This is a genomic window from Methylobacterium sp. WL120 (assembly GCF_008039465.1).
Classification (GTDB): Bacteria; Pseudomonadota; Alphaproteobacteria; order Rhizobiales; family Beijerinckiaceae; genus Methylobacterium; species Methylobacterium cerastii.
In genome coordinates this window covers 1-22,709 of record NZ_VRUT01000081.1, presented here as the reverse complement: position 1 = coordinate 22,709, position 22,709 = coordinate 1, and the positions used below count along the sequence as shown (strand labels likewise).

The following is a 22,709-nucleotide window of genomic DNA, read 5'->3' as shown; positions in this document are numbered from 1 at the left end:
CGGGCGACAACGTGACCATGGACGTCACGCTGATCGTGCCGGTGGCCATGGAGGAGAAGCTGCGCTTCGCCATCCGCGAAGGCGGACGCACCGTCGGCGCCGGCGTCGTCGCCGCCATCAACGCGTAGTCGTCAGACAGACCGGCCCTTCGTCTCTCGAGACGAGGGGCCGGTCCCCGGACACAGCATCCGTCAGGGGACGATTGAGGGAAGGGCCCTCGCGCCCGCCCAACACGTTTCCGTCGAGGTTTAGGTCATGAACGGTCAAAATATCCGCATCCGCCTGAAGGCGTTCGATCATCGCATCCTGGATGCGTCCACCCGCGAGATCGTTTCCACCGCCAAGCGGACCGGCGCGACCATCCGCGGCCCGATCCCGCTGCCGACCCATATCGAGAAGTTCACGGTCAACCGCTCGCCGCACATCGACAAGAAGTCGCGCGAGCAGTTCGAGATGCGCACCCACAAGCGCGTCCTCGACATCGTTGATCCGACCCCCCAGACCGTGGACGCGCTGATGAAGCTCGACCTCGCCGCTGGCGTGGACGTGGAGATCAAGCTCTAAGCCCCGCAGGGTTTAGAGCTTACCGTTTCATCGCGCGAGGGAGACACCTTATGCGCTCAGGCGTCATTGCACAGAAGGTCGGCATGACCCGGATCTTCACGGAAGCGGGGGAACACGTTCCTTGCACCGTGCTCAAGATCGAACAATGCCAGGTGGTCGCCCACCGCACCGTCGAGAAGAACGGCTACGTCGCCGTCCAGCTCGGCGTCGGCAAGGCGAAGGTCAAGAACGTGTCGGCCGCCGAGCGTGGCCGCTTCGCGGTCGCCAAGGTCGAGCCGAAGCGGAAGATCGCAGAGTTCCGCGTGTCCGAGGACGCGCTGATCCCGGTGGGCGCCGAGATCACCGCCGACCACTTCATCCCGGGTCAGTTCGTCGACGTGACGGGCACGAGCACGGGTAAGGGGTTCGCCGGCGGCATCAAGCGCTGGAACTTCGGCGGTCTGCGCGCCACCCACGGCGTGTCGATCTCGCACCGTTCGATCGGTTCGACCGGCGGCCGTCAGGACCCGGGCAAGACCTTCAAGAACAAGAAGATGCCCGGTCACATGGGCGTCGACCGGGTGACCACGCAGAACCTGCGCGTCGTCCGCACGGACGTCGAGCGCGGCCTGATCCTGGTCGAGGGTGCGGTTCCCGGCGTCGCCGGCGGCTGGATCCAGATCCGGGACGCGGTGAAGCGCAAGCTGCCCGCCGAAGTTCCGCAGCCCGGCAAGTTCCGTGAGAACGGCGCGTCCGCGGCCCCGCAATCCGCCCCCGAGGCGCCCGTTGCCGAGGAGAACGCGTGATGAAGCTCGATATCACCACCCTCGACGGCGCCGGCGCCGGTTCGGTGGAGCTCAACGAGGCCATCTTCGGCCTCGAGCCCCGCGCCGACCTGCTTCAGCGCATGGTGCGCTACCAGCTCGCCAAGCGTCGCGCCGGCACCCACGCCGTGCAGAACCGCTCGGACGTGAACCGGACCCGCAAGAAGCTCTACAAGCAGAAGGGCACCGGCAACGCGCGTCACGGCGCAGCCTCGGCTCCGCAGTTCCGCGGCGGTGGCCGTGCGTTCGGCCCGGTCGTGCGCGACCACGGCCACGACCTTCCCAAGAAGGTCCGCGCCCTGGCGCTCCGCCACGCCCTGTCGGCCAAGGCCAAGGCCTCGACCATCATCGTCGTGGACGACATCAAGATCGAGGACCACAAGACTAAGGGGCTCATCGAGCGCTTCGGCAAGATGGGCCTCTCGAACGCACTGATCATCGGTGGCGCGGAGGTCGACGAGAACTTCGGCCGCGCCGCCCGCAACATCCCGATGATCGACGTGCTGCCCGTGCAGGGCATCAACGTCTACGACATCCTGCGCCGCGACACGCTCGTGCTGACCCGCGCCGCGATCGACGCGCTGGAGGAGCGTTTCAAATGAGTGCTGATCCGCGCCACTACGACATCATCGTCTCCCCGGTCATCACCGAGAAGGCGACGAACCTCACCGAACAGAACAAGGTCGTCTTCCGGGTCGCCCCGAAGGCCACCAAGCCGCAGATCAAGGAAGCGGTCGAGAAGCTGTTCGACGTCAAGGTCACGGCGGTGAACACCCTCGTGACCAAGGGCAAGAAGAAGATCTTCCGCGGCATGCGCGGACAGCGTTCGGACGTGAAGAAAGCGGTCGTGACCCTCGCCGAAGGTGACACGATCGACGTCACGACCGGCCTCTGAGATAGACCGGGTAGGGATTTAAGCCGATGGCCTTGAAGACATTCAAACCGGTCACGCCGAGCCTGCGCCAGCTCGTGCTGGTCGACCGCCGTGAGCTCTACAAGGGCAAGCCGGTGAAGGCGCTGACCGAGGGCAAGTCGTCCTCGGGCGGCCGCAACAACCTCGGGCGGATCACCGTCCGCTTCCGCGGCGGCGGCCACAAGCGCTCGCTCCGCCTCGTCGACTTCAAGCGTCGGTCGCAGCCGGGCGTGTCCGCGACCGTCGAGCGGATCGAGTACGATCCGAACCGCACGGCGTTCATCGCGCTGATCAACTACCCGGACGGCAAGCAGAGCTACATCATCGCTCCGCAGCGCCTGCAGCCGGGCGACAAGGTGATCTCGGGCGAGGGCGTCGACATCAAGCCGGGCAACGCCGGGCCGATCGGCGGCATGCCGGTGGGCACGATCGTGCACAACATCGAGCTGAAGATCGGCAAGGGCGGCGCGGTCGCCCGTTCCGCCGGCAACTACGCTCAGATCGTCGGGCGCGACCAGGGCTACGTGACGCTCCGCCTGAACTCGGGCGAGCAGCGCCTGGTCCACGGCCAGTGCTACGCGACGGTGGGTGCGGTCTCGAACCCGGACCACATGAACATCTCGCTCGGCAAGGCCGGGCGCAACCGGTGGCTCGGCAAGCGTCCGCACGTCCGCGGCGTCGCCATGAACCCGGTGGACCACCCGCACGGCGGCGGCGAGGGACGCACCTCGGGCGGCCGTAACCCGGTGACGCCCTGGGGCGTGCCGACCAAGGGGAAGAAGACCCGCTCGAACAAGCGGACCGACGTCTTCATCCTGTCCAGCCGCCACAACCGCAAGAAGTAACCATCATGGCACGCTCACTCTGGAAGGGGCCGTTCGTCGACGGCTACCTCTTCAAGAAGGCCGAGGCGGCTCGCGGGTCGAGCCGGAACGAGGTCATCAAGATCTGGAGCCGTCGCTCCACCATCCTGCCGCAGTTCATCGGGCTCACCTTCGGTGTGCACAATGGACAGAAGCACATTCCGGTCTACGTTTCCGAGGAAATGGTCGGTCACAAGTTCGGCGAGTTCTCGCCGACCCGCACCTTCCACGGCCACGCGGCCGACAAGAAGGCGAAGAGGCGCTGACATGGGCAAGCAAGCCACCCCCCGCGCGCTGCCCGAGAACGAGGCCAAGGCCGTCGCACGGATGCTCCGTGTCTCGCCCCAGAAGCTCAACCTCGTCGCGCAGATGATCCGCGGCAAGAAGGTCGAGTCGGCCCTCGCCGACCTCGAGTTCTCCCGCAAGCGCATCTCGACCGAGGTCAAGAAGTGCCTCGAGAGCGCGATCGCCAACGCCGAGAACAACCACGACCTGGACGTCGACGACCTCGTCGTCACCCAGGCCTTCGTGGGCAAGGCGCTGGTCTTGAAGCGCTTCCACGCCCGCGCCCGCGGCCGCGGCGCGCGCATCCTGAAGCCTTTCTCGAACCTCACCATCGTGGTTCGCGAAGTCCGCACCGCCGAAGCGGCCTGAGGAGAATCTGATGGGTCAGAAAGTCAACCCGATCGGTCTCCGGCTCGGCATCAACCGGACCTGGGATTCCCGCTGGTTCGCCGGCAAGACCGAATACGTGAAGCTGATGCACGAGGACGTCGCGATCCGCGCCGCCCTCATGAAGCAGCTCAAGCAGGCGGCGGTCTCGAAGATCGTCATCGAGCGTCCGCACCGGAAGTGCCGCGTCACCATCCACTCGGGTCGTCCGGGCGTGGTGATCGGCAAGAAGGGCGCCGACATCGAGAAGCTGCGCAAGCTGGTCAACACCATGACCAAGGCCGACGTGACCATCAACATCGTCGAGGTCCGGAAGCCCGAGATCGACGCCGTTTTGGTGGCCGACTCGATCGCCCAGCAGCTCGAGCGCCGCGTCGCCTTCCGTCGCGCCATGAAGCGCGCCGTGCAGTCCGCCATGCGCCTCGGCGCCGAGGGCATCCGGATCAACTGCTCCGGTCGTCTCGGCGGCGCCGAGATCGCCCGCCAGGAATGGTACCGCGAGGGCCGTGTGCCCCTGCATACGCTGCGCGCCGACGTCGACTACGGAACGGCGACCGCGTTCACGACCTACGGAACGTGCGGCATCAAGGTCTGGGTGTTCAAGGGCGAGATCCTCGAGCACGACCCGATGGCGCAGGATAAGAAGGCGCAGGAAGAGGGCGGCCGCTCGGGCGGTCGTCGCGAGCGCGACGGCGAGGGTGACCGCGGTCGCGGTCGCCGCGATCACGCCTAACCGCGCGATCGTCGACCCCCGAGCCAAGGAAGGTGTTGAGAGGCTGCCATGTTGCAACCCAAGAAGACCCGGTTTCGTAAGCAGTTCAAAGGTCGCATCTCCGGTGCGGCCAAGGGCGGCTTCGACCTGAATTTCGGCCAGTTCGGCCTGAAGGCGGTGGAGCCAGAGCGCATCACCGCGCGCCAGATCGAGGCGGCCCGCCGCGCGATCACCCGTGAGATGAAGCGTCAGGGCCGGGTCTGGATCCGGATCTTCCCCGACGTTCCGGTCACGTCGAAGCCGACCGAAGTCCGCATGGGCTCCGGTAAGGGCGCACCCGAGTATTGGGCCGCCCGCGTCCACCCGGGCCGCATCATGTTCGAGGTCGACGGTGTCGCCGAGGACATCGCCAAGGAGGCGCTCCGTCTGGGCGCCGCCAAGCTGCCCATCCGCACGCGCGTCGTGCAACGCATCGCCGACTAAGGGAGGCAGATCATGAAGTCGTCACAGAGACAGTCGGATCTCGCCGCCCTATCGCCCGATCAGCTGAGCGACGAGCTCCTGAACCTCAAGAAGGAGCAGTTCAACCTGCGCTTCCAGGGGGCCACCGGCCAGCTCGAGAACGTCGCCCGCGTCCGCGAAGTCCGTCGCGACATCGCCCGCGTCCGCACCCTGCAGCGTCAGAAGACGCTGCAGGCGACGTCGGCCTGAGGAGTTTCATCATGCCGAAGCGCGTATTGCAGGGCGTCGTCGTCAGCGACAAGGGCGAGAAGACCATCGTCGTCAAGGTGGAGCGTCGCTTCACCCACCCGGTGATGAAGAAGACCGTCCGCCGCTCGAAGAACTACCACGCTCACGACGAGGCGAACGCCGCCAAGGTCGGGGCTACGGTGTTCATCGAGGAGTGCCGGCCCTTCTCGAAGACCAAGACCTGGAAGCTCGTCGAGGGCGACGCCGCCCAGGCCGAGGCTCCCGCGGCGGCCTGAGGCCGCCGTCCCAACACCCGTCGAGCGCGTACGCGCGCCCGATCGGACCCTCCGTGCTCCTGCCCGTAGAGCTTGCACGAATCGTCGCCTTGCTGTAGGCGACCTTTCTTCGCGACAGATCAGCGGTGACCGGTTCTCCGGTTCCCCATCGACTGCGGTGACCGCGCCGGCGCTGGAAAAGCGCCGATAGCGCGGTCTGTCATATGAGCCGGGGACATCAGATCCCCATCAGGCGTCGTCCGCCGGGCAATACCGCCCGTGTGCGGAAACCCGCCTGAAACAAGGAAAGGTCACTCCTGTGATCCAGATGCAGACGAATCTGGACGTCGCCGACAACTCTGGTGCGCGTCGCGTGATGTGCATCAAGGTCCTCGGCGGGTCGAAGCGGCGCTATGCCGGCGTGGGCGACATCATCGTCGTGTCCATCAAGGAGGCGATCCCGCGCGGCCGCGTCAAGAAGGGCGACGTCATGAAGGCGGTGGTCGTGCGGACCGCCAAGGAAGTGAAGCGTCCCGACGGTTCGGTGATCCGCTTCGACAAGAACGCGGCCGTTCTGATCAACAACCAGAAGGAGCCGATCGGGACCCGCATCTTCGGGCCGGTGCCGCGCGAACTGCGCGCCCGCAACCACATGAAGATCATCTCGCTGGCTCCGGAGGTGCTGTGATGGCAGCCAAGATCAAGAAGGGCGACACGGTCGTCGTCCTCACCGGTCGCGACTCCGGTCGCTCCGGCGAGGTCATCCAGGTGATGCCGAAGGACGACAAGGCGCTCGTCCGGGGGATCAACCTGGTGAAGAAGCACCAGAAGCAGTCCCAGAGCCAGGAAGGCGGCATCATCTCCAAGGAGGCCGCGATCCAGCTCTCGAACCTCGCGTTGCAGGACGCGAACGGCAAGCCGACCCGCGTGGGTTTCCGCATCCTCGAAGACGGTCGCAAGGTCCGCTTCGCCAAGTCCACGGGGGACCAGATCGATGGCTGAAGCCAACAAGGACGCCTACGTCCCGCGCCTGCGCACCCACTACGACGAAGTCATCCGCCAGAAGCTCATCGAGCAGTTCGGCTACAAGAACCCGATGCAGGTGCCCCGGATCGACAAGATCGTCATCAACATGGGCGTCGGCGAGTCCACCGCCGACTCCAAGAAGGCCGCCGTCGCCGCCGGCGACTTGGCGCTGATCGCCGGCCAGAAGCCGGTGATCACCAAGGCCCGAAAGCCGATCGCGACCTTCAAGGTCCGCGAGGGCATGCCGATCGGCTGCAAGGTCACCCTGCGCCGCCAGAAGATGTACGAGTTCATGGACCGCCTGGTCACGATCGCGCTGCCGCGCGTCCGCGACTTCCGCGGCCTGAACCCGAAGTCGTTCGACGGCCGCGGCAACTACGCCCTCGGGCTCAAGGAACACCTCGTGTTCCCGGAGATCTCGTACGACAAGGCCGAGCAGACCTGGGGCATGGACATCGTCGTCGCCACCACCGCCACCACCGACGAGGAGGCCCGCGCGCTGCTGGCCGCCTTCCAATTCCCGTTCCGGCAGTAGGCGTCCCTCGGGGCACCTAGACGCGGACACCGGAGGATAGACAATGGCAAAGAAGAGTTCAGTCGAACAGAACAACCACCGGAAGGAGCTGGTCAAGCGCTTCGCTGCGAAGCGCTCGGCCCTGCTCGCGACCGCCAACGACGAGTCCCTCGAGATGGAGGAGCGCTTCGAGGCGCGCCTCAAGCTCGCGGAGCTTCCCCGCAACTCGTCGCCGACCCGCGTCCGCAACCGGTGCGAGATCACCGGCCGGCCGCGTGCCTACTACCGCAAGATGGGCGTCTCGCGCATCGCACTGCGCGAGCTCGGGAACCGGGGTCTGATCCCGGGCCTCGTCAAGTCGAGCTGGTAAGGAGGCACCCATGGTCAACGATCCCGTGGGCGATATGCTCACTCGCATCCGCAACGGCCAGATGCGCCGTCGCAACGTGGTCTCGACGCCCGGCTCGCGCCTGCGCGCCAACGTCCTGAACGTGCTGAAGTCGGAAGGCTACATCCGCGACTTCGCGACCACAGACCTCGGCAACGGCCGGACGGAGTTCGCGATCGAGCTGAAGTACTATGACGGCCAGCCCGTCATCCGCTCGATCCAGCGCGTGTCGAAGCCCGGCCGCCGCGTCTACTCGGCCGTCGGCGACCTGCCGCGCGTCGCCGACGGCCTCGGCGTCACCATCGTGTCCACCCCGCAGGGCGTCATGGCCGACCACGAGGCGCGCGAGCGCAACGTCGGCGGCGAAGTGCTCTGCAAGGTGTTCTGATCCCCGGATAAGGAGAGAGGCAGATGTCTCGCGTAGGCAAGAAGCCCGTCCCCGTTCCGGCCGGCGTCACGGCGTCGGTCACGGGTCAGACGGTGAAGATGAAGGGCTCGAAGGGCGAGCTCGAGTTCGTGGTTCCCTCGCTCGTCCTGGTGGCGTTGGAGGACGGCGCCGTCACGGTGACCCCGAAGGACCAGTCCAAGGCGGCTCGTTCGCTCTGGGGCACCTCGCGGGCCCAGGTCGCGAACCTCGTCGAGGGCGTGTCCAAGGGCTTCGAGAAGAAGCTCGAGATCACCGGTGTCGGCTATCGCGCCGCGATGGCGGGCAAGGCGCTCAAGCTCTCGCTCGGGTACAGCCACGACATCGAGTACCAGATCCCGGCCGGCATCACGATCGTGACGCCCAAGCCGACGGAGATCACCATCTCCGGCATCGACCGCCAGGTCGTCGGCCAGGTCGCCGCGGAAATCCGCGACTACCGCGGCCCCGAGCCCTACAAGGGCAAGGGCGTCAAGTACGCCGGCGAGTTCATCTTCCGCAAGGAAGGCAAGAAGAAGTAAGGGGGCTGAGACATGTCACGCAAACTCGAAGCCCTCGACCGCCGCAAGGCGCGGGTGCGCCGGGCGCTCCGCGCCTCGGCCAACGGCCGGCCGCGCCTGTCGGTGTTCCGCTCGTCGAAGCAGATCTACGTTCAGGTCATCGATGATGCGGCGGGCGTCACGCTCGCTGCCGCCTCGTCGATCGACAAGGGCCTGCGCGCCGACCTGAAGACCGGCGCCGACATCGCCGCCGCATCCGCCGTCGGCAAGCTCGTCGCCGAGCGCGCCAAGGCTGCCGGCGTCTCGAAGGTCGTGTTCGACCGCTCGGGCTACCAGTACCACGGCCGGATCAAGGCTCTGGCCGACGCCGCCCGCGAGGGTGGCCTCGACTTCTAAATCTCGGCGGTGCGGAGGCGGCTCGCCCGCCTCCGTCGATGACGATTCAAGCGAGCGGGCCCGCCGCCCGCGCCAGTGAGACGAAACGGAAACAACATGGCACGTGAACGTGAAGGCGGTGGCCGCGGCCGCCGCGACGACCGCGAGGAGCGCGACAGCGAGTTCGTGGACAAGCTCGTCCACATCAACCGCGTCGCCAAGGTGGTGAAGGGTGGCCGTCGCTTCGGCTTCGCCGCCCTCGTCGTCGTCGGCGACCAGAAGGGCCGCGTCGGCTTCGGCCACGGCAAGGCTCGCGAAGTCCCCGAGGCGATCCGCAAGGCGACGGAAGCCGCCAAGCGCGGCCTCGTCCGCATCTCGCTCCGCGAGGGTCGGACGCTGCACCACGACGTGCAGGGCCGTCACGGCGCCGGCAAGGTGATCCTCCGCGCGGCGCCCCAGGGTACCGGCATCATTGCCGGCGGCCCGATGCGCGCCGTGTTCGAGACGCTGGGCATGCAGGACGTCGTGGCCAAGAGCCTCGGCTCATCGAACCCCTACAACCTCGTGCGCGCCACCTTCGAGGCGCTCAAGAACGAGGACAGCCCGCGCTCCGTCGCCGGTCGTCGCGGTCTCAAGGTGTCCACGCTCCAGGCGCGGCGCACCGATGCTGACCCGTCCGACCAGTCCGAAGCCGCAGTCGCGTAAGGGGAGGGCAGCATGGCTAGCAAGACTGTCCGCGTCGAGCAGATCGGTTCGCCGATCCGCCGCGAGGCCTCCCAGCGTCAGACGCTGGTGGGCCTGAAGCTGAACAAGCTTCACCGTGTCTCCGAGCTCGAAGACACCCCCGCCGTTCGCGGCATGATCCGAAAGGTCGCGCATCTCGTGCGCGTCCTCGACGACGCGGCTTGAGGAGGGCGCGATGAAGCTCAACGAAATCCGCGACAACGAAGGCGCAACCAAGAACCGGATGCGCGTCGGCCGGGGCATCGGCTCCGGTAAGGGCAAGACCGCAGGGCGCGGCGTGAAGGGTCAGAAGGCCCGGACCGGCGTGGCCATCAAGGGCTTCGAGGGCGGCCAGATGCCGCTTCACCGTCGCCTGCCGAAGCGCGGCTTCAACAACCTGTACTCGACCGACCTCAACGAGGTGAACGTCGGCCGCGTCCAGCAGGCGATCGACGCCGGCCGTCTCGACGGCGCCGCGACCGTGACGGTCGAGGCCCTGGTGCAGGCCGGGATCATCGCCCGTCCCCGTGACGGCGTGAAGCTGCTCGGTGTCGGCGAGCTCACCGCGAAGGTCGCCTTCGAGGTGACCCGGGCGTCGAAGTCGGCGGTCGAAGCGGTCGAGAAGGCCGGCGGCAGCGTCGTCGTCGCCTACGGCGCCGGCGTCTCGGTCCGCGGCAAGGGCGGCAAGGACTTGGGCGGCAAGGGCGAGGCGACCGCCTGAGCGCGGTTGCCTCTCCGTCACCGACCCCTTAAGTCGAAGCCTCGAGCGGCGGCCCATGCGACCTCGCATGTGGCCGCCGCTCCCGTTTTCAGGGATGCCCCGCGGCACCCTCGTGACCCATCATCAGGACACAGGCCATGGCCTCAGCCGCCGAGCAGCTCGCCGCGAACCTCAATTTCGGTGCCATCGCCAAGGCCGATGAGCTCAAGAAGCGCATCTGGTTCACCTTGGGTGCACTCGTGGTGTTCCGGCTCGGGACCTACATCCCGATCCCCGGCATCGATCCGGAGCAGTTCGCGCGGAACTTCCAGAGCCAAGCCGGCGGCGTGCTCGGGCTGTTCAACATGTTCTCCGGCGGTGCCGTGGAGCGCATGGCGATCTTCGCGCTCAACATCATGCCCTACATCTCGGCCTCGATCATCATCCAGCTCCTCACCTCGGTGATCCCGAGCCTCGAGACGCTGAAGAAGGAGGGCGAGTCCGGCCGGAAGGTCATCAACCAGTACACCCGCTACCTCACCGTAGTGCTGGCGCTGGTCCAGTCCTGGGGCATCGCCGTGGGGCTACAGAGCTCGAGCGCGGCGATCGATCCCGGCCCGTTCTTCCTCGCCTCCACCGTGATCACGCTGACCGGCGGCACGCTGTTCCTGATGTGGATCGGCGAGCAGATCACCTCGCGCGGCATCGGCAACGGCTCGTCGCTGATCATCTTCGCCGGCATCGTCGCCCACCTGCCGACCGCCATCATCGGCGCGCTCGAGCTGTCGCGCACCGGCGCGCTGTCCTCTGCGGTGATCCTCGGCGTCGGCGTCGCCGCGATCGGCCTCGTCTACTTCATCGTGTTCATGGAGCGCGCCCAGCGCCGCCTTCTGATCAACTACCCGAAGCGCCAGGTCGGCAACCGAATGTACGAGGGCCAGACCTCGTTCCTGCCGCTGAAGCTCAACACCTCGGGCGTGATCCCGCCGATCTTCGCCTCGTCGCTGCTGCTGCTGCCGGCTACCGTGGCGAGCTTCTCGGCGAACCAGGGCACGGGCTTCCTGTCGACGGTGACGACTTATCTCGGCCACGGGCGGCCGCTCTACATGGCGCTCTACGCGGCGCTGATCATCTTCTTCGCGTTCTTCTACACCGCGGTCGTGTTCAACCCGCAGGAGACCGCGGACAACCTGAAGAAGCATGGCGGCTTCATCCCGGGCATCCGCCCGGGCGAGCGCACCGCCGCCTTCATCGACAAGGTTCTGACGCGCATCACCCTGATCGGCGCCCTCTACCTCACCTTCGTCTGCCTGGTGCCGGAGATCATCGCCTCCTACGCCTCGGCGAGCCTCGGGTTCGGCGGCACGTCGCTGCTCATCGTGGTCTCGGTGACGATGGACACGGTGGCCCAGATCCACGGGCACCTGATGGCGCACCAGTACGAGGGCCTCGTGAAGAAGGCCAAGCTGCGCGGCGCTTCGACGACCCAGCGGCGGCGCTGAGCGGCACCGTTCGGCGACACGAGAGACACAATCGTCGGAATGACGGGCGGACGGCGATTTGTCGTTCGCCCGCCCGGTGGAAGCCGCTACAAGACGACCCCGACGCGGAACGATGTCGCCAAGGCATCGCCGCACGGCACGGAGCCCTGAGAGACGGGCAGGGACGAGGACAACGCCAATGCGGATCATTCTGCTCGGACCACCCGGCGCGGGGAAGGGGACACAGTCCGAGCGGATCGTCGCGCGGTTCGGCATCCCGCAGCTCTCCACCGGCGACATGCTGCGGGCCGCGGTAGCGGCCGGTACCCCGGTCGGCCTCCAGGCGAAGGCGGTGATGGAGAGCGGCGGGCTCGTGTCCGATGCGATCGTCGTCGGGATCGTCGCGGACCGGATCGAAGAGCCTGACGCGCGCGGCGGCTTCATCCTCGACGGGTTCCCCCGCACCGTCGAGCAGGCCAAGGCCCTCGACGTGATGCTGAAGGAAAAGGGCCTGCGGCTCTCGACCGTGATCGAGTTCAAGGTCGACGAGGCGGCCCTGGTCGGCCGCATCGCCAAGCGCGCCGAGGAGACGGCGGCCCGCGGGCAGCCGGTGCGCAAGGACGACACGCCGGAGGTGTTCGCTTCCCGGCTCGAAGCCTACCGCATCCAGACCGCGCCGCTCTCGGCCTATTACGAGCGTGCCGGGATGCTCGAGACGGTGGACGGCATGGCACCGATCGGGTCGGTGACGGAATCGTTGATGACGATCCTCGAGTCGCATCGGGAAGGCGTAACCTCCTGACGTTCTTATCTCCAGGACCCGCGACCATGATCTCTCATTCGGCCCGGGCGTTCCTCGCCGCTCTGACGTTGACGGTGGGTCTCGCGCCGGTGACGGCGTTCGCCGGCCCGGCGCAGTCGTACCAATACGAGCGGCGCACGACGGGCCGGATGTGCCGGCCGCCGTTGAAGTTCGCGGCCGGAGCCTGCGTTCGGCGCTGCCCGGCGGGCTTTCGTGACAACGGCGGCTATTGCCGCCAGTTCAGCCAGCGCTTCTGACGTCGCCGCCGGGACACCGAAGCCCGGCGCCTCGGCACCGGTCCGATCGGCGCTTCTTATCGTCCCTGCCGTTGACATCGGGATCGGCCCGCGCTAGCAGGCCGGTCTTCGTCTGCACAGCCGTTGGTCCGAGGTGCCCTTAAAGGGGCGGCCGCGGGCCGATTTGTCGTTGACGGGCGTGCAAGGGCCGGCCTCCACCGGACGCGCGCTTTCTCGATCACACGGCCCGGGCGGACGCCCGCGCGCCACATGGAGCATGACCTTGGCCCGTATCGCCGGCGTTAACATCCCGACCAACAAGCGCGTCGTCATCGCGCTCCAGTACATCCACGGCATCGGCGCGAAGAAGGCCGAGGAGATCACGGGGAAGGTCGGCATCCCGGCCGAGCGCCGCGTGAACCAGCTCACCGACGCCGAGGTGCTGCAGATCCGCGAGACGATCGACCGCGACTACCTCGTCGAGGGCGACCTGCGCCGCGACGTGTCGATGAACATCAAGCGCCTGATGGACCTCGGCTGCTACCGCGGACTGCGCCACCGCCGCAACCTGCCGGTCCGCGGCCAGCGCACGCACACCAACGCGCGCACCCGCAAGGGCAAGTCGAAGCCGATCGCCGGCAAGAAGAAGTAAGTTTTCGACATTCGGAGTCAGCGCGCCGCGCTGCCCCCGTTTCATCGTGCCGCGCGTCCCCGATCGGATGCCGGCGTGACGGGTCGGTGCTCCGCAGGCGCCCCGGCTGAACTCCAAAACATCCCGAGCACCTGGAATTACGGGTGCGCTTGAAGGACGAGAGACACAGATGGCCAAGGAACCGACCCGCGTCCGCCGGCGCGAACGCAAGAACATCGTCTCGGGCGTGGCGCACGTCGCCGCCTCGTTCAACAACACGATGATCACCATCACCGACGCGCAGGGCAACACGATCTCGTGGTCCTCCTCGGGCGCCATGGGCTTCAAGGGCTCGCGGAAGTCGACCCCCTACGCCGCGCAGGTCGCCGCCGAGGACGCCGCCCGCAAGGCCGCCGAGCACGGCATGCGCACCCTCGAGGTCGAGGTTTCCGGCCCCGGTTCGGGCCGCGAGTCGGCGCTCCGCGCCCTCCAGGCCGCGGGCTTCACCGTGACCTCGATCCGCGACGTCACCTCGATCCCGCACAACGGTTGCCGTCCGCGCAAGCGTCGGCGCGTCTGAGGAGGCCGGAGACACACGTGGCGAATTCGAAGATCCTTCCGGGCGTCAAGCGCTGGGGCGTCGGCGACCTCACGGTCACCGTGCTCAACGACGGGTGGTTCCAGGGATCCCTCGATCTCGTCACGGGTATCTCGAAGGACGAGGCCGGCGCGCTGCAGCGGGCCGGCTTCCGTACCGAAGCGCCGCGGGTGACGCTCAACGCGTTCCTCGTCACCGGCCCCGGCCGCAAGCCGGTGATGATCGACACGGGCTACGGCGCGTTCGGTCCGCCGACCATGGGCCGCGTGTCCGAGGCGCTCGCCGTCGCCGGCGTGAGCCCCGACGAGATCGAGACGATCCTCGTCACGCATTGTCATCCCGACCACGTCGGCGGCCTGCTCGCCGGCGGGAAGGCCGCCTACCCGAACGCGGAGATCGTGCTGCATTCGGACGAGGCGAAGCACTGGCTCCCCGACGCGGCGCTCGCCGCCGCGCCGGACGGGGCCAAGCCGTATTTCGAGAACGCGCGCAAGGCCCTGGCACCCTATGCCGGCCGGATGCGCGAGCAGTCCGGCGGCGAGGTGCTGCCGGAGATCACGGCGGTCCACCTGCCCGGCCATACGCCGGGCCATTGCGGCTTCCGGATCGTTTCGGGGGACAAGTCGCTGCTGGTGTTCACGGATGTGGTGCACCTGCCCGCGATCCAGTTCAAGCAACCGGAGGCGGGCGTCGGCTTCGATGTCGACGGCGACCAGGCGCGGGCGACGCGCAAGGCGATCCTCGCGGATCTCGCGGCCGACGGCACCCGCATCGCCGGCTCGCATCTCGAATTCCCGGCCGTCGGCTTCGTGGCGCGGGACGGGGATGGATACCGGTTCGTGCCGGAGCTCTGGGTCGCCGACGAGGCGTAGGCCCGGAGCCATCATTTTAGGGACCGACCGGGGCTGGGGGCAGCATCGTTCGGCCGAAGCGCGGACCCGGACGTCGCGGGCTCGTGCGTCAGGAGAGGTAGGATCGTGGTCATTCAGAAGAACTGGCAAGAGCTGATCAAGCCCAACAAGCTGCAGGTCTCGACCGGCGACGACCCGAAGCGGGTCGCCACCGTCGTCGCCGAGCCGTTGGAGCGCGGCTTCGGCACGACGCTCGGCAACTCCCTGCGCCGGGTGCTGCTGTCGTCCCTCCAGGGCGCGGCCGTGACCTCGGTCCAGATCGACGGCGTGCTGCACGAGTTCTCCTCGATCCCGGGCGTCCGCGAGGACGTCACGGACATCGTCCTGAACATCAAGACGATCGCCATCCGTTCGCAGACCGACGCCCCGAAGCGCATGACCCTGCGCAAGACCGGCCCCGGCCTCGTCACCGCCGGCGACATCGGCACGGTCGGCGACATCCAGATCCTGAACCCCGACCTCGTGATCTGCACGCTCGACGACGGCGCCGAGATCCGGATGGAGTTCACCGTCGCCACCGGGAAGGGCTACGTTCCGGCCGAGCAGAACCGCCCCGAAGACGCGCCGATCGGCCTGATCCCGGTGGACGCGCTGTTCTCGCCGGTGACCAAGGTCAGCTATCGCATCGAGACCACCCGCGAGGGCCAGGATCTCGACAAGGACAAGCTGACGATGACGGTCGAGACCAACGGCGCGGTGTCGCCGGAGGATGCGCTCGCCTACGCCGCGCGCATCATCCAGGACCAGCTCCAGGTGTTCGTGAACTTCGAGGATCCCCGCAAGGAGGAGGCCGCCCCGCTCGCGCCGCAGCTGCCCTTCAACCCGGCTTTGCTCAAGAAGGTCGACGAGCTGGAGCTCTCGGTCCGTTCGGCGAACTGCCTGAAGAACGACAACATCGTCTACATCGGCGACCTCATCCAGAAGTCGGAGGGCGAGATGCTGCGCACCCCGAACTTCGGCCGCAAGTCGCTCAACGAGATCAAGGAAGTGCTCGCCGGCATGGGCCTGCACCTCGGGATGGACATCCCCGGCTGGCCGCCGGAGAACATCGAGGATCTCGCCAAGCGATTCGAAGAGCACTACTGAACCGAAGCCGGTTCGGTCCCGACCCGGCGGCGCGTCGCCGCCGGGTCGGGACCGTCGAAAAGAAGAATCCCGCCGCAGGGTCATGCGGACCAACGAAGACGCCCCGCTCACGGGGCATCCGGCCGTACCGTGGCACGGCGGCCGGACACATAAAGAAGGGCCAAGCACATGCGTCACGGATTTCGCGGTCGTCGTTTCAACCGCACCACCGAGCACCGCAAGGCGATGTTCGCCAACATGTCCGCCGCGCTGATCAAGCACGAGCAGATCATCACCACGCTCCCGAAGGCCAAGGACCTACGTCCGGTCATCGAGAAGCTGATTTCGCTCGGCCGCATCGACAGCGTCCACACCCGCCGTCTGGCGATGTCGCAGATCCGCGACCACGACATGGTGAAGAAGCTCTTCACGGTGCTGGGTCCGCGCTACACCGCCCGTCCAGGCGGCTACTGCCGCATCATGAAGGCTGGCTTCCGCAAGGGCGACAACGCCCCGCTCGCCGTGATCGAGTTCGTCGATCGCGACGTGACGGCCCGCGGCAAGGATTCCGGCCCTGTGCTGGGTGGCGAGAGCGAAGCGGCCTGATCGGCGGCATCGCAGTCAAGATCGATCGAAAGGCGGCCTTAGGGCCGCCTTTTTCGTTTGGCGCCCGGCGTTCCGCTCAAGCGCCGTGGCTTCCGTCGAGCAGGGACGAGACGCGGCGGGCGAGCTCGGCCGACTGGAACGGCTTCGTCAGCACCGGCAGGTCGTGCGGGATCTCGACGGCCTCGGCATGCCCGGTCACGATCAGCACCGGCACCTCGGACCAGCGGCTGCGGACTTCCGCGGCGAGCTCGACGCCGGTCATGCCGGGCATCGCCAGGTCTGCGACGACGAGGTCGAAGCGGCGCTGCTCCATCAGTGCGAGCGCGGCCGCCCCGTCCGCGGCCTCGATCTCGTCGTAGCCGAAGCCGTTGAGGAACGACGCCGTGACGTGGCGGACCTCGGCGTCGTCGTCCACCACCAGGATCGCGGCCGCCCGCGCGGCGACAGGCGCGCTCGCGGTGTCGGCTTCCTCGGCCGCCACGAAAGCCGAGGCCTCCGGCAGGGCGAGGTCGACGCGGGTCCCGTGCCCGACGCGGCTCTCGATCCGCAGGCGGCCGTGCGATTGCTGGGCGAGGCCGAACACCATCGCGAGGCCGAGGCCGGTGCCCTGGCCGACGGCCTTGGTGGTGAAGAACGGCTCGCAGACCCGCGCCAGGATCTCGGGCGGTATGCCCTCGCCGGAATCGCTGACCGACACGCCGACATAGGCGCCGCGGCTGAGGTCCGGGTCGTCCTCGATCGTCAGGGCCTCGGTCTCGACGACGATGGTGCCGCCCTCGCGCATGGCGTCGCGGGCGTTGATGCAGAGGTTCAGGATCGCGAGTTCGAGCTGGTCCGGGTCGACCTGGGCGGGGCCGAGGTCGGCACCGAGACGGGTCTCGACCGCGACGAGGCCGCCGAGGCTGCGCGAGAGCAGTGCCGACATGCCCTCGACCAGGGCGTTCACGTCGGTGGGCCGGGCGCGCAGGTCGTTAGCGCGGCTGAAGCTCAGCAGGCGCTTGGTCAGCGAGGCACCGCGCTCGGCCGCACCCCGGGCGTTCTCGATCAGGCGCAGCACGCGCGGCTGCTCCTGCACCTTGGGGGCGGCGAGTTCGAGGCTGCCGAGGATCGCGGTCAGCAGGTTGTTGAAGTCGTGCGCGATGCCGCCGGCCAGGGTCCCGAGCGCCTGCATCTTGTCCGACTGGCGCAGGCGCGCCTCGAACCCCTTCTGCTCGGTGATGTCGCGCTCGATCGTGGCGAGGTGTGCGACCCCGCCGGACGGCCCGCGGATCGGCACGCGGACCACGTGGCTCCAGCGTTCGGCGCCGAGCGGCCCTTCCGCCGACACCACGTCGCCGACCTCGCCCGAGCGGATCGCGGCGGCGTCGGCCTCGGCGCTCTCGTCGGCGCGGGCGACGGCCAGCTCGGCCTCGCTCCGGCCGAGGCAGGTCGCCACGTCGAGGCCGAGGAGCGCGGCCTTCTGCGCGTTGAGGCGCAGGAAGCGCCCCTCCGCGTCCTTGAACGAGATCGCGTCGTCGGAATGGTCGAGGAGGCCGCGCAGCAGGGCCCGCTCGGTGGCGAGCTCGCGCCCGAGGGCATGCCGCTCGAAGGCGTTGCGCACGGTGCCGCGCAGCAGGTCCGCGTCCCACGGCTTGGCGACGTAGCCGCTGATGCCGCCCCGGTTCAGCGCGCCGATCACGGCGGAGATGTCGGCGTATCCGGTGAGTAGGATCGCCTGGGCCTCGTGGAAGCCGCGCATCTCGGAGAGCATCGCGTCGCCGGCCATGCCCGGCATGCGCTGGTCGGAAAGGACGACGGCGATGTCGGGGTCGTCGCGCAGGATGGCGAGGGCGTCCGCGGGCTTCGTCGTGGTGACGACGCGGTAGGTGTCCTCGAACAGGTCCTCGAGGGCGATCAGGATGTCCGGCTCGTCGTCGACGGCCAGGATCGTGCCTCTGGTCATACGGTCGCCGTCTGCCTCGGAATCCCGATCACGAAGCAGGCCCCGCCTCCGGGAGCCGTCTCCACCGTGAGCGAGCCGCTATGCGCCTGAACCACGCTGTAGGCAATCGCGAGGCCGAGGCCCGTGCCGGCTCCGACCGGCTTCGTCGTGAAGAACGGCTCGAAGATCTTTTCGCGCAGGTCCTCGGGTATCCCCGGGCCGGTGTCGCTGATCCGGATCAGGTCGGTCTCTGGGGTCGTCTCGGTGACGACGTGGATCTGCCCGCCCTCGGGCATCGCGTCGGCGGCGTTGCCGAGGATGTTCATCACCACCTGGTTGAGCAGGGCAGGGGTGCAGTGGATCTCGGGCCGGCCCGAGAAGGTGCGTTCGACGGTGATGCGTCCGCCGAGCTTGTGCTGGATCAGCGCGAGCACGGTCTCGATCGCCTCGGGCACGTTGACCAGCGAGCGCTCGCCCTCGTCAAGCCGCGAGAACTTGCGCAGGTTCAGGACGAGATCCTGGATGCGGGTGAGGCCCATGCGCATCGCGCCGACGCGGTCGCGCGCCTTGGCGAGCCCCTTCTGCGCCGCAGGGTCGGTCTCGGGCATCGGCAACGCGGCGAGCACCCGCTCGACGGTGCCCTGATGCGCGAGGATGAAGGCCAGCGGATTGTTGATCTCGTGGGCGATGCCGGCGACGAGCTCGCCGAGCGAGGCCATCTTGGCGGCCTGGACGAGTTTAGCCTGGGCGTCGGTGAGCTTGCGGTTGGCGAGCGCAAGGTCGGCGTTGGCGCGCTCCAGCGCGTCGGCCAGCCGCGCGCGGGCCTCGGCTGCTTCGGCTTCCGCGCGCGCCCGCTCAACCGCCTGCTGCCTTGCGCCGAACTCGCCGGCGATGCGGCGGTCGTCCTCCTCCAGGAAGCGGCGGCGCACCAGCCCGCGCACCCGCAGCGCCAGGACCTCGGCGTCGGATTTCGAGACCACGTCGTCCGCGCCGGCCGCGTAGGCCTGGACGAGGAAGTCCTTGGGCGGGTTGCTGCCGGCGATCCCGACGAGATGGAAGCCGGCACCCGCGACCCGGGCGCCGCGACGCTGGTCGATCGTGCGGCACAGGGCGAGGCCGTCGAAGGTCGGCCCGAGCAGATCGACGGTGACGCAGTCGAAGGCCGTCGCCTCGCCCTCGGCGTCGAGGGCGGCGAGCGCCTCCTCCGCCCCCGCGCCGACGGTGACCGCGTGTCCGTCCTGGCTGAGCAGGCCGGCCAGGAAGGTGCGGTAGGTGGCGCTGCCGTCGATCACCAGCACGCGGCCGCGCCGGAAGGCCGCCGCCGACGGCGTCTCCCCGGCGCCGGGCGCCACGCTGCCGAGCCGCTCGCGCAACAGGGCACGGATGCGCAGGATCAGCAGGTCGCGGTCGCCGGATTTGGCGACGTAGGCGTCGGCGCCGCTCTCCAGGCCCTGCCGCTCGCCGTCGCGGGCGCCGGTGAGCATCAGCAGGGGGAGGGCGCGGGTGCGCAGCGACAGCCGGAGCTGGCGCGTCAGCTCGTCGCCGTTCATGCCGGGCAGGTGGTAGTCTGCCACGACGAGGTCGGGCAGGCCGTGGTTGAGGTGATCCAGTGCCGCCTCCGCGGTGGCACAGCGCTCGACCCGGAAGCCATGGCTCTCCAGCAGCAGGCGCAGCTCCAGCGCCTGCGTCTCCGAATCCTCCACCAGGAGGATGCGGGCGGGCTCCGTCGCGGTGGCGGCATCGGCGTTCATGCTGGCCGGTCCGGCCAGGCGCCGGGCGAGGTGGCGGGCATGGCAGGAGGCATGGCGAGCCGCAAGAGGTGGGCGGCGATGCGGTCGAGGGGCAGGACCGCGCGGGCGGCCTTGAGGCGCACGGCCGCCGCCGGCATGCCGTAGACCACGGCGGTGCTCTCGTGCTCGGCCACCGTCTGCGCGCCGGCGGCGTGCATGTCGAGGAGGCCGAGCGCCCCGTCCTCGCCCATGCCGGTGAGCAGCACGCCGAGCCCCGAGGCGCCGGCCTGACGCGCGACGGAGCGGAACAGCACGGTCGCCGCCGGACGCTGGCCCGAGACCGGCAGGCTGTCGAGGAGGCGCAAGGTCCGGCCGGGCCCGTATTCGAGGTGCCGGTCGCCCGGCGCGACGTAGACCCGGCCGGGCTCGGCCCGCTCGCCGTCGCGGGCGACCGAGACGGGCATCGGAACGACGCCGTCGAGCCAGCTCGCGAACCCGTCCATGAAGGCCGCACCCATATGCTGGACGACCAGCACCGGCAGCGGGAACGTCTCGGGCAGGGCGCCGATCACCCGGGCGAGGGCCGGCGGGCCGCCGGTCGAGGCGGCGATCGCCAGCACCGTCGGCGGCAGGGACGCCGCGGACGCGAGTATCGCCGTCGCCGGGCTGCGCCCGAGCCATTCGGTGCCGATCGGGCGGCGGCGGATCACCGGGACCTGCGCCATGATGCGCAGTTGCGTGCAGATCTCGCCGGCCACCGCGTCATAGCCGGCATGGGTCGTCGCCACCGGCTTCTCGACCACCGAGAGCGCGCCGGCCCGCAGGGCGTTCATCGAGATGCGCAGCGAGGAATCCTCGACCGCGTCGGCGATCACCACGATCGGCGTCGGGTGCTCGGACATGATGCGACGGGTGGTCTCCAGCCCGTCGATGCCGGGCAGCCGGATGTCCATCGAGATCACGTCGGGCCGGACGCCGTCGATCGCGGACAGGGCCTCCTCCCCCGACGCGACGGCGGCGACGCAGGCCAGGCGCGGATCGCGCGAGAGGATGTGGCGCAGCAGCTCGCGCACCACCAAGCTGTCCTCGACGAGCATGACGCGGACCGGATCGCTCACAGCAGCTGCCCGATCGTGTCGAGGAGCTGGCGCTGGTCGAACTTCTGCTTGGTCAGGTAGGCGTCGGCGCCGAGATCGAGGCCGCGGGCGACGTCGGTTGCGTCGCCGCGCGAGGTCATCAGCACCACCGGCAGGCGTGCGAACCGGCTCTCGGCACGGATCGCGCCGAGCAGGCCGAAGCCGTCGAGCCGCGGCATCTCCACGTCGGCGAGCACGAGGTCGAAGACCTCGATGTCGGCGTGCAGGCGGTCGAGGGCGTCCTGCCCGTCGACGCACACGACCACGCGATAGCCGGCGGCTTCCAAGATGCCCTTCTCCAAGGTGCGGGTGGTGATCGAGTCATCGACGACGAGAATGGTCGCGCGGTGTTTCGAACGTGGCGCCTCCCCCAACGTTCCGCCGGGTCCTGCGGCGGAGTCGACCGGCGACGCCGCCGCGCCGACGAGGCCCGCCCGGGCGGCGAGCCCGTCGGGATCGAGCACCAGGGCCGGCACGTCGCCGGGCAGCACGACGGTGCCGGCGACGAGGCCGGAATCGCCGCCGACCGGCGGGGCCGGCAGCACGAGCAGCGTGCGCACGTCGCGGAGCGCGTCGACGGACAGCGCGAACCGGCGCCCGCCGGCCCGCACCAGGATCGCGGTGAGGTGCGGGCTCGCGGACGCGCCGCCGCCGAGGATCTCACCCAGCGCGACGATCGGGAAGGTCTCCTCGGTACCGGAGGGGTTCGGGACCCGCAGCACCGGGCGCCCCATCGCCCGGGGCAGGGTGGACTGGTGGAGTCGCAGCAGGCGCTCCACCGCGGCTCCGGGCAGCGCATAGGTCGCCCCGCCCGCCTCGACGAGGAGCATCGCGCGGCGTGCCGCCGAGAGCGGTGCGGCGATGGTGAGGACGCTGCCCCAGGGCTCGCGGGCTTCGAGCCGGACGACGCCCTGCAGCGCGCGGGCGGCGTCGGCGACCACCGAGAGGCCGAAGCCGCGACCGGACAGGGCGTCCACCGCTCCGGCGGTCGAGAAGCCCGGCTCGAACACCAGGGCCAGGAGCGTCTGCGCGTCGGCCGGGTCCTCGGGCCGGAGCAGTCCGCGGCGGCGCGCCGTCGCCTCGATCGCGGCGAGGTCGGGACCCGGCCCGTCGTCGGCCACAGACACGACGAGGCGGCCGCCGCGGATCGCGACCTCGAACTCGATCGCGGCCGCGTCGGGCTTGCCCGCCACCCGCCGGACCGCGAGCGGTTCCGCGCCATGGCTCAAGGCGTTGCGCAGGGCGTGCAGCACCGGATCCTTGAGGGCCTGCAGCATGCCGCGGTCGACGGGAAGGTCGAGGCCGCGGACAGTGAGGTCGATCTCGCGGCCCTGCTCGCGGGCGGTCTCGCGCAGCGAGCGCGGGAAGCTGCCGAACACCGTCTCGGCCGGCACCAGGGCGAGGCGCTCGGCCTGCAGCCCGACGCGGGCGGCCGCGCCCTCGACGGAGC

General features: G+C 69.0%; 33 protein-coding genes and 1 pseudogene. 30 read left to right on the top strand and 4 right to left on the bottom strand.

The window, feature by feature from the left end:
* The 30 genes and pseudogenes from tuf to rplQ all read left to right on the top strand — a co-directional run.
* A pseudogene (tuf, locus tag FV229_RS15930) lies at positions 1 to 128 on the top strand (elongation factor Tu); the annotation flags it as partial.
* A gap of 127 nt (positions 129 to 255) precedes the next feature.
* Positions 256 to 564 (top strand): 30S ribosomal protein S10, encoded by a 309-nt coding sequence (gene rpsJ, locus FV229_RS15925; protein WP_018044230.1) that lies wholly within the window; start codon positions 256 to 258, stop codon positions 562 to 564.
* A gap of 50 nt (positions 565 to 614) precedes the next feature.
* Complete coding sequence (rplC, locus tag FV229_RS15920; RefSeq protein ID WP_147752908.1) at positions 615 to 1,349, top strand: 50S ribosomal protein L3; 735 nt, start codon at positions 615 to 617, stop codon at positions 1,347 to 1,349.
* On the top strand, positions 1,349 to 1,969 hold the full coding sequence (gene rplD / locus FV229_RS15915) for a 50S ribosomal protein L4 (protein ID WP_147752907.1): 621 nt from the start codon (positions 1,349 to 1,351) through the stop codon (positions 1,967 to 1,969). The genes rplC and rplD overlap by 1 nt, the downstream gene beginning before the upstream one ends.
* The gene (locus FV229_RS15910) at positions 1,966 to 2,262 is read left to right on the top strand and encodes a 50S ribosomal protein L23 (RefSeq protein ID WP_147725865.1); all 297 of its coding nucleotides are present in this window, start codon (positions 1,966 to 1,968) and stop codon (positions 2,260 to 2,262) included. Before rplD ends, FV229_RS15910 begins: the two co-directional genes overlap by 4 nt.
* A 26-nt stretch (positions 2,263 to 2,288) precedes the next feature.
* Positions 2,289 to 3,125, top strand: coding sequence for a 50S ribosomal protein L2 (gene rplB, locus FV229_RS15905; protein WP_147752906.1), 837 nt, complete (start codon positions 2,289 to 2,291; stop codon positions 3,123 to 3,125).
* 5 nt (positions 3,126 to 3,130) lie between these two features.
* The gene (rpsS, locus tag FV229_RS15900) at positions 3,131 to 3,409 is read left to right on the top strand and encodes a 30S ribosomal protein S19 (protein WP_147725863.1); all 279 of its coding nucleotides are present in this window, start codon (positions 3,131 to 3,133) and stop codon (positions 3,407 to 3,409) included.
* Between the two features lies 1 nt (position 3,410).
* Positions 3,411 to 3,797, top strand: a complete 387-nt coding sequence (rplV, locus tag FV229_RS15895; protein ID WP_147725862.1) for a 50S ribosomal protein L22 — start codon at positions 3,411 to 3,413, stop codon at positions 3,795 to 3,797.
* 10 nt (positions 3,798 to 3,807) lie between these two features.
* A complete protein-coding gene (gene rpsC, locus FV229_RS15890) occupies positions 3,808 to 4,548 on the top strand; it encodes a 30S ribosomal protein S3 (RefSeq protein WP_147725861.1) in 741 nt (246 codons plus the stop codon).
* Positions 4,549 to 4,596: 48 nt separating this feature from the next.
* Positions 4,597 to 5,010: a 50S ribosomal protein L16 gene (gene rplP, locus FV229_RS15885; RefSeq protein ID WP_147725860.1), complete on the top strand. Its 414-nt coding sequence runs from the start codon at positions 4,597 to 4,599 to the stop codon at positions 5,008 to 5,010.
* 12 nt (positions 5,011 to 5,022) lie between these two features.
* Positions 5,023 to 5,238, top strand: a complete 216-nt coding sequence (rpmC, locus tag FV229_RS15880; protein ID WP_147725859.1) for a 50S ribosomal protein L29 — start codon at positions 5,023 to 5,025, stop codon at positions 5,236 to 5,238.
* An 11-nt stretch (positions 5,239 to 5,249) separates the two neighbouring features.
* Positions 5,250 to 5,513 carry a 30S ribosomal protein S17 gene (gene rpsQ, locus FV229_RS15875; RefSeq protein ID WP_147752905.1) on the top strand — a complete coding sequence of 88 codons (264 nt, stop codon included), beginning with the start codon at positions 5,250 to 5,252 and terminating at the stop codon, positions 5,511 to 5,513.
* A gap of 298 nt (positions 5,514 to 5,811) precedes the next feature.
* Positions 5,812 to 6,180: a 50S ribosomal protein L14 gene (gene rplN / locus FV229_RS15870; protein ID WP_147725857.1), complete on the top strand. Its 369-nt coding sequence runs from the start codon at positions 5,812 to 5,814 to the stop codon at positions 6,178 to 6,180.
* Complete coding sequence (gene rplX / locus FV229_RS15865) at positions 6,180 to 6,494, top strand: 50S ribosomal protein L24 (protein WP_147752904.1); 315 nt, start codon at positions 6,180 to 6,182, stop codon at positions 6,492 to 6,494. The genes rplN and rplX overlap by 1 nt, the downstream gene beginning before the upstream one ends.
* Positions 6,487 to 7,053: a 50S ribosomal protein L5 gene (gene rplE / locus FV229_RS15860; RefSeq protein ID WP_147752903.1), complete on the top strand. Its 567-nt coding sequence runs from the start codon at positions 6,487 to 6,489 to the stop codon at positions 7,051 to 7,053. Before rplX ends, rplE begins: the two co-directional genes overlap by 8 nt.
* 43 nt (positions 7,054 to 7,096) lie before the next feature.
* Positions 7,097 to 7,402, top strand: a complete 306-nt coding sequence (gene rpsN, locus FV229_RS15855) for a 30S ribosomal protein S14 (RefSeq protein WP_147752902.1) — start codon at positions 7,097 to 7,099, stop codon at positions 7,400 to 7,402.
* Positions 7,403 to 7,412: 10 nt separating this feature from the next.
* Positions 7,413 to 7,808 (top strand): 30S ribosomal protein S8, encoded by a 396-nt coding sequence (gene rpsH / locus FV229_RS15850; protein ID WP_147752901.1) that lies wholly within the window; start codon positions 7,413 to 7,415, stop codon positions 7,806 to 7,808.
* A gap of 23 nt (positions 7,809 to 7,831) precedes the next feature.
* A complete protein-coding gene (gene rplF, locus FV229_RS15845; protein ID WP_147752900.1) occupies positions 7,832 to 8,365 on the top strand; it encodes a 50S ribosomal protein L6 in 534 nt (177 codons plus the stop codon).
* A 12-nt stretch (positions 8,366 to 8,377) separates the two neighbouring features.
* Positions 8,378 to 8,740: a 50S ribosomal protein L18 gene (gene rplR / locus FV229_RS15840; protein ID WP_147752899.1), complete on the top strand. Its 363-nt coding sequence runs from the start codon at positions 8,378 to 8,380 to the stop codon at positions 8,738 to 8,740.
* Positions 8,741 to 8,836: 96 nt separating this feature from the next.
* The gene (gene rpsE / locus FV229_RS15835; RefSeq protein WP_147752898.1) at positions 8,837 to 9,424 is read left to right on the top strand and encodes a 30S ribosomal protein S5; all 588 of its coding nucleotides are present in this window, start codon (positions 8,837 to 8,839) and stop codon (positions 9,422 to 9,424) included.
* Between the two features lie 12 nt (positions 9,425 to 9,436).
* Positions 9,437 to 9,628: a 50S ribosomal protein L30 gene (rpmD, locus tag FV229_RS15830; protein ID WP_147725849.1), complete on the top strand. Its 192-nt coding sequence runs from the start codon at positions 9,437 to 9,439 to the stop codon at positions 9,626 to 9,628.
* 10 nt (positions 9,629 to 9,638) lie between these two features.
* A complete protein-coding gene (rplO, locus tag FV229_RS15825; protein WP_147752897.1) occupies positions 9,639 to 10,163 on the top strand; it encodes a 50S ribosomal protein L15 in 525 nt (174 codons plus the stop codon).
* Positions 10,164 to 10,300: 137 nt separating this feature from the next.
* Positions 10,301 to 11,644 carry a preprotein translocase subunit SecY gene (gene secY, locus FV229_RS15820; RefSeq protein ID WP_147752896.1) on the top strand — a complete coding sequence of 448 codons (1,344 nt, stop codon included), beginning with the start codon at positions 10,301 to 10,303 and terminating at the stop codon, positions 11,642 to 11,644.
* Positions 11,645 to 11,822: 178 nt separating this feature from the next.
* The gene (locus tag FV229_RS15815) at positions 11,823 to 12,425 is read left to right on the top strand and encodes an adenylate kinase (RefSeq protein WP_147752895.1); all 603 of its coding nucleotides are present in this window, start codon (positions 11,823 to 11,825) and stop codon (positions 12,423 to 12,425) included.
* A 26-nt stretch (positions 12,426 to 12,451) separates the two neighbouring features.
* Positions 12,452 to 12,682: a hypothetical protein gene (locus tag FV229_RS15810; RefSeq protein WP_147752894.1), complete on the top strand. Its 231-nt coding sequence runs from the start codon at positions 12,452 to 12,454 to the stop codon at positions 12,680 to 12,682.
* Positions 12,683 to 12,944: 262 nt separating this feature from the next.
* The gene (gene rpsM / locus FV229_RS15805) at positions 12,945 to 13,313 is read left to right on the top strand and encodes a 30S ribosomal protein S13 (protein WP_147752893.1); all 369 of its coding nucleotides are present in this window, start codon (positions 12,945 to 12,947) and stop codon (positions 13,311 to 13,313) included.
* 169 nt (positions 13,314 to 13,482) lie between these two features.
* Positions 13,483 to 13,872 carry a 30S ribosomal protein S11 gene (gene rpsK / locus FV229_RS15800; RefSeq protein ID WP_147725843.1) on the top strand — a complete coding sequence of 130 codons (390 nt, stop codon included), beginning with the start codon at positions 13,483 to 13,485 and terminating at the stop codon, positions 13,870 to 13,872.
* A gap of 17 nt (positions 13,873 to 13,889) precedes the next feature.
* On the top strand, positions 13,890 to 14,762 hold the full coding sequence (locus FV229_RS15795; RefSeq protein ID WP_147752892.1) for an MBL fold metallo-hydrolase: 873 nt from the start codon (positions 13,890 to 13,892) through the stop codon (positions 14,760 to 14,762).
* Positions 14,763 to 14,867: 105 nt separating this feature from the next.
* Positions 14,868 to 15,887, top strand: a complete 1,020-nt coding sequence (locus FV229_RS15790) for a DNA-directed RNA polymerase subunit alpha (protein ID WP_147752891.1) — start codon at positions 14,868 to 14,870, stop codon at positions 15,885 to 15,887.
* 168 nt (positions 15,888 to 16,055) lie between these two features.
* Positions 16,056 to 16,472, top strand: a complete 417-nt coding sequence (gene rplQ, locus FV229_RS15785) for a 50S ribosomal protein L17 (RefSeq protein WP_147752890.1) — start codon at positions 16,056 to 16,058, stop codon at positions 16,470 to 16,472.
* 76 nt (positions 16,473 to 16,548) lie between these two features.
* Here the strand turns inward: rplQ and FV229_RS15780 are convergent, their stop codons facing one another.
* From FV229_RS15780 to FV229_RS15765, 4 genes are all read right to left on the bottom strand, one after another.
* Positions 16,549 to 18,414, bottom strand: coding sequence for a response regulator (locus FV229_RS15780; RefSeq protein WP_147752889.1), 1,866 nt, complete (start codon positions 18,412 to 18,414; stop codon positions 16,549 to 16,551).
* A complete protein-coding gene (locus tag FV229_RS15775; protein ID WP_147752888.1) occupies positions 18,411 to 20,144 on the bottom strand; it encodes a response regulator in 1,734 nt (577 codons plus the stop codon). The genes FV229_RS15780 and FV229_RS15775 overlap by 4 nt, the downstream gene beginning before the upstream one ends.
* Positions 20,141 to 21,220 carry a chemotaxis-specific protein-glutamate methyltransferase CheB gene (gene cheB, locus FV229_RS15770; protein ID WP_147752909.1) on the bottom strand — a complete coding sequence of 360 codons (1,080 nt, stop codon included), beginning with the start codon at positions 21,218 to 21,220 and terminating at the stop codon, positions 20,141 to 20,143. The genes FV229_RS15775 and cheB overlap by 4 nt, the downstream gene beginning before the upstream one ends.
* Positions 21,221 to 21,237: 17 nt before the next feature.
* Positions 21,238 to 22,709: response regulator (locus FV229_RS15765; protein WP_147752887.1), on the bottom strand; the 1,472-nt coding region annotated here is incomplete at its 5' end.

Excerpts from the sequence above, each read along its gene's own strand:
- rpmC (WP_147725859.1), top strand. The coding sequence starts at position 5,023 with ATGAAGTCGTCACAGAGACAGTCGGATCTCGCCGCCCTATCGCCCGAT.
- rplO (WP_147752897.1), top strand. The coding sequence starts at position 9,639 with ATGAAGCTCAACGAAATCCGCGACAACGAAGGCGCAACCAAGAACCGG.
- FV229_RS15775 (WP_147752888.1), bottom strand. The coding sequence starts at position 20,144 with ATGAACGCCGATGCCGCCACCGCGACGGAGCCCGCCCGCATCCTCCTG.
- FV229_RS15815 (WP_147752895.1), top strand. The coding sequence starts at position 11,823 with ATGCGGATCATTCTGCTCGGACCACCCGGCGCGGGGAAGGGGACACAG.
- rplX (WP_147752904.1), top strand. The coding sequence starts at position 6,180 with ATGGCAGCCAAGATCAAGAAGGGCGACACGGTCGTCGTCCTCACCGGT.
- rplC (WP_147752908.1), top strand. The coding sequence starts at position 615 with ATGCGCTCAGGCGTCATTGCACAGAAGGTCGGCATGACCCGGATCTTC.
- rpsS (WP_147725863.1), top strand. The coding sequence starts at position 3,131 with ATGGCACGCTCACTCTGGAAGGGGCCGTTCGTCGACGGCTACCTCTTC.
- rplE (WP_147752903.1), top strand. The coding sequence starts at position 6,487 with ATGGCTGAAGCCAACAAGGACGCCTACGTCCCGCGCCTGCGCACCCAC.
- rpsE (WP_147752898.1), top strand. The coding sequence starts at position 8,837 with ATGGCACGTGAACGTGAAGGCGGTGGCCGCGGCCGCCGCGACGACCGC.
- rpsN (WP_147752902.1), top strand. The coding sequence starts at position 7,097 with ATGGCAAAGAAGAGTTCAGTCGAACAGAACAACCACCGGAAGGAGCTG.
- rplD (WP_147752907.1), top strand. The coding sequence starts at position 1,349 with ATGAAGCTCGATATCACCACCCTCGACGGCGCCGGCGCCGGTTCGGTG.
- rpsC (WP_147725861.1), top strand. The coding sequence starts at position 3,808 with ATGGGTCAGAAAGTCAACCCGATCGGTCTCCGGCTCGGCATCAACCGG.
- cheB (WP_147752909.1), bottom strand. The coding sequence starts at position 21,220 with ATGCTCGTCGAGGACAGCTTGGTGGTGCGCGAGCTGCTGCGCCACATC.
- rpsQ (WP_147752905.1), top strand. The coding sequence starts at position 5,250 with ATGCCGAAGCGCGTATTGCAGGGCGTCGTCGTCAGCGACAAGGGCGAG.
- rplR (WP_147752899.1), top strand. The coding sequence starts at position 8,378 with ATGTCACGCAAACTCGAAGCCCTCGACCGCCGCAAGGCGCGGGTGCGC.
- rplV (WP_147725862.1), top strand. The coding sequence starts at position 3,411 with ATGGGCAAGCAAGCCACCCCCCGCGCGCTGCCCGAGAACGAGGCCAAG.
- rplF (WP_147752900.1), top strand. The coding sequence starts at position 7,832 with ATGTCTCGCGTAGGCAAGAAGCCCGTCCCCGTTCCGGCCGGCGTCACG.
- rpsH (WP_147752901.1), top strand. The coding sequence starts at position 7,413 with ATGGTCAACGATCCCGTGGGCGATATGCTCACTCGCATCCGCAACGGC.
- rplQ (WP_147752890.1), top strand. The coding sequence starts at position 16,056 with ATGCGTCACGGATTTCGCGGTCGTCGTTTCAACCGCACCACCGAGCAC.
- FV229_RS15810 (WP_147752894.1), top strand. The coding sequence starts at position 12,452 with ATGATCTCTCATTCGGCCCGGGCGTTCCTCGCCGCTCTGACGTTGACG.
- rpmD (WP_147725849.1), top strand. The coding sequence starts at position 9,437 with ATGGCTAGCAAGACTGTCCGCGTCGAGCAGATCGGTTCGCCGATCCGC.
- rpsK (WP_147725843.1), top strand. The coding sequence starts at position 13,483 with ATGGCCAAGGAACCGACCCGCGTCCGCCGGCGCGAACGCAAGAACATC.
- FV229_RS15780 (WP_147752889.1), bottom strand. The coding sequence starts at position 18,414 with ATGACCAGAGGCACGATCCTGGCCGTCGACGACGAGCCGGACATCCTG.
- secY (WP_147752896.1), top strand. The coding sequence starts at position 10,301 with ATGGCCTCAGCCGCCGAGCAGCTCGCCGCGAACCTCAATTTCGGTGCC.
- rplB (WP_147752906.1), top strand. The coding sequence starts at position 2,289 with ATGGCCTTGAAGACATTCAAACCGGTCACGCCGAGCCTGCGCCAGCTC.
- rpsJ (WP_018044230.1), top strand. The coding sequence starts at position 256 with ATGAACGGTCAAAATATCCGCATCCGCCTGAAGGCGTTCGATCATCGC.
- FV229_RS15910 (WP_147725865.1), top strand. The coding sequence starts at position 1,966 with ATGAGTGCTGATCCGCGCCACTACGACATCATCGTCTCCCCGGTCATC.
- rplP (WP_147725860.1), top strand. The coding sequence starts at position 4,597 with ATGTTGCAACCCAAGAAGACCCGGTTTCGTAAGCAGTTCAAAGGTCGC.